Below are 2,371 nucleotides of genomic sequence, written 5' to 3'. Positions count from 1 at the left end.
CAAGGCAGTACCGCGAAGTACATTTTCCTGGAATCCCTGAGAGATCTTTTGCCCGAAGAGATCGTTAACAGGAAGAAGATGGGTTTTGAGCTGCCCATGGCGAGTTGGTTGGAGAAAGAGCTTAAACCTATTGTAGAGGATGTGTTCTCCCCGAGGTCCGTAAAGAAGAGAGGGATTTTCGACCCCGACCAGTTAGAGAGAGTTTATTCGGACTTCAAGAAGGGGAGAGCAGGTTATCTAAAAGTATGGGTTTTTGTTGTTCTAGAGCTATGGATGCGCAGGTTCCTGGATAACCCAGGAGGCTTGATAAACCCATGAGAAGTAAGGCAACTGCTTACCTGAGGACGTATAAATACGATTTTATTTCTCTGGGCCTGATCTTTCTGGCTGGGCTTGTGCCTCTGATTTGGCTTCGCCACGGGATGTTAGTGGCCTACGGGGATAGTGGTCTTTCCTTTTTTTACAATTCGAAGCGAGTCTTTGATTCCATTGGCTTTACCTGGTCAAATACTGGTTCTACCGGAGTACCAGGTGGATGGGGAATTACTTTGACCCTCTTCTACTTTTTGATGGCTGTTTTAGAGGAGATAGGCTTTTCTCCGGCATTAAAACAAAAATTCTTATTTTGCTCTTTATTGATCCTGTCTGGTTTGGGGATGTATTTTTTAATGCTCATCTTGCAGGGCCAGAAAAAAGACAGGTTGGTCGCTCTCCTATCATCTCTCTTTTATATGTTCAATTTCTTTTCCATGGCTTACATATGGACCTCATTATATTCCTCTCTCTTCCTTTTGCCCTTGATGCCGTGGGCTCTGGCTTTATGGGCTAGAGGATTGGCGTCCAAGAGATTTTCCTTTGCCCTTTTAATCAATCTGCTGTTTTTAATCTTTGTCAGCGTATTCAACAATCCTGCCTTCATAATCCCCTTTATTCTCTTTCTGTTTTTATTCTTCCTCTTCCATATCGTTGTTAATAGAAAAGATAAGAAAGAGATCTGGGACTCCTTGAAATTTTTCGCTATCACCGGTTTTCTGGGACTATTTTTAAATTTGTGGTGGATCTTTCCCCTTGTACAGCAGGTACCTTTTGCAATGAAGTGGGTGGATCTGGCAGCGGTAGATATCATAGATAGTTACAAATTTATGATCTCCGTTAGTGACCTCGCGAGTCTTCTATACGTGTTCAGGTTAACATTAAGCGGTAATATTTTCTTTGATATTTTCAAAAGTATTTATTTTCTCAATATTTTTATATTCATCAGCTTCTTAATCCCTGTTCTCGTTCTTATTTCTCCTGCCTTAACAGGCAAGAAGGAAAAACTGGTTCTTTTTTTCCTGGCCACTTCAATAGTGGCTCTATTCTTTTCAAAAGGGCTGCAACCTCCTCTGGGGGGAATTTTTGGTTGGATTTTCGAGAACGTACCCGGTTTTCCCATGTTTCGCTATTTCTTCGAAAAGTTTGGAACGGTCTTGATGTTTAGCTATGCGGTCCTTTTTGGAGTAGGCATGGGAAATATAAATGGCATCCTGAGAAAATCGTGTCCAAGTGTTGTCAGAGGTATCTTTCTGTCCTTGCTATCCGTTTCCATTTTAGGTGCGTACGTATTTCCTATGTGGACAGGCGATGTTTTCTTGCTACCTCATGGAAAAGTTAGATCTGTTGTATCTCCATATGTAAGAGTTCCCTCAGAATATGGTGAAGCTGACAGATGGCTTGCCCAAAAGAGAGATGATTTTCGGTTGATCTCCTTCCCCTTCATTCGCGTGTACTGGGTTGCCTACAGATGGGAGAAGGGTTTTTGGGGAACCAACCCGGTTTCTCTATTGCTTGGTAAGCCTGTCGTAAATCAACTGTTAGGAATTCCCTTTAACGAGATAAATTTTATGCTACCCTCTCTCTTGCTCAGCCAGAGTGACGCCCTTTTAAAAGTCTCCTCTCTGCTTAACGCCAGGTATGTAGTCCTGAGCAATGATGTGGATCTTAGCTATCTGGAGTGGGAAACGAAGTCTCCCCAGATCGGGTTGCAGGCAATGAAGAGAGCTTTAGATCGCAAGGAGGGTGTTTCCTGGGAGAGGAGCTTTGGGAAGTTAGACTTCTACAGAATAGACGAAAGATACTTGCTCCCTCGCTTCTATGTGCCGGAGGATATTATCTATGCTCAGGGTGACACAGAGAGCATCGCACCGATTCTGTCCTTTAAGGATTATAAGATCAAGAGCGCCATTTTCTTCCAGAGCCCAGAGCAAACTTCGCCGGATTTCATCCTGGGTAAAGCTGACCATATATTTGTGACCAAACACAAACTTGCTGTTGTCGATGCGCTGAAAAGGGTAGAGGAGCAGTTTTTTGTTCCTCAAGGAGGCGCTTATGA

General features: G+C 43.2%; 2 protein-coding genes. Both read left to right on the top strand.

The features are described from left to right. Positions 1–318, top strand: a 318-nt coding sequence (locus HW443_RS10715; RefSeq protein WP_219857246.1) for an asparagine synthase-related protein, incomplete at its 5' end; no start/stop codon positions are given. Next, positions 315–2,371 (top strand): glycosyltransferase family protein (locus tag HW443_RS10710; RefSeq protein ID WP_176238181.1); only part of this gene is annotated, 2,057 nt, incomplete at its 3' end. The genes HW443_RS10715 and HW443_RS10710, both read left to right, overlap by 4 nt.

It is taken from the genome of Candidatus Hakubella thermalkaliphila, from assembly GCF_013281975.1.
Lineage (GTDB): Bacteria > Actinomycetota > Humimicrobiia > Hakubellales > Hakubellaceae > Hakubella > Hakubella thermalkaliphila.
The sequence above is the reverse complement of the archived record's forward strand: the minus strand, read 5'-3'. Positions and strand labels throughout refer to the sequence as shown.